Genomic DNA, 1,221 nt, shown 5'->3' on the forward strand with positions numbered 1-1,221 from the left:
CTATACTTCTGTATTAATATCAAAAAAATATAAGAATATATTTGATATAATTCCAATTTTTAAAATGATTGTTTGTATATGATGGGGGGGGATAGTGGCACTTTTAAATTTTCTTATTTCCCGCATTTATATAATATTTTTTGTAGTTTTATAAATGAAGTTTTGGCATGTTAATTTATATTTATAATATAAATTAAATTATTATATAATAATTATTAATGGTAACATATGAGAAAGATATTAGTTATTTTTGGTACTCGTCCAGAAGCAATAAAAATGGCTCCACTCGTAAAAAAACTAAGTAGTATTGTAGAATTTGAAACTAAAGTTTGTGTAACGGCACAGCATAGGCAAATGCTCGATCAAGTCTTAGAACTATTTGAGATAATCCCCGATTATGATCTAAATATAATGAAACAAAATCAAAATTTGCTTGATATAACCAAAACTGTGTTGTCTGGTATAAATGATGTTTTACTTGATTTCTCTCCTGATATCGTGCTAGTGCATGGCGATACTACTACTGCGGCAATTGCTAGTTTAGCAGCATTTTATAATAAAGTAAAAGTAGCACATATAGAAGCTGGTCTTAGGACAAATAATCTCTACTCTCCATATCCAGAAGAGGCGAATAGACAGATAGTAGGCGTTTTAGCTAATTATCACTTTGCACCTACACAAATCGAAAAGCAAAATTTGATTAAAGAAAATAAACTGGATAAAAATATTATAGTAACTGGAAATACCGTAATAGATGCTTTGCTATTTATACTAAATAAAATCTTAAATAACCAAACAATAAAAAATGATATTTTGCAATCCATTAAAAATGAAGGCTTTATTTACGATAAAAATAGAAAACTAATCCTTGTGACCGGACATAGAAGAGAAAATTTTGGCGATGGGTTTATAAATATTTGCAATGCTCTAAAAGATATAGCATTAAATAACCCTAATATAGATATTTTATACCCAGTCCATCTAAATCCAAATGTTCAAGTGCCAGTAAATAATATATTAAGTAAAATAAAAAATATATATTTAATAAATCCTTTAAGATATGAAAATTTTGTATATATGATGTATTTATCGCATTTTATCATAACAGACAGTGGTGGCATACAAGAAGAAGCCCCAAGTCTAGGAAAGCCAGTATTAGTAATGAGAGATACTACAGAAAGACCTAGTGCTTTACAGGCTGGAACTATAAAATTAGTAGGC

General features: G+C 28.3%; 1 protein-coding gene. It reads left to right on the forward strand.

Annotation, left to right across the window (positions count from 1 at the left end):
* Positions 1–228 precede the first annotated feature (228 nt).
* On the forward strand, positions 229–1,221 hold a 993-nt coding region (gene wecB / locus CSUIS19072_RS08395), incomplete at its 3' end, for a non-hydrolyzing UDP-N-acetylglucosamine 2-epimerase (protein WP_330519139.1).

Origin of the sequence: Campylobacter sp. RM19072, assembly GCF_024723485.1 — a bacterium.
GTDB lineage: Bacteria > Campylobacterota > Campylobacteria > Campylobacterales > Campylobacteraceae > Campylobacter > Campylobacter porcelli.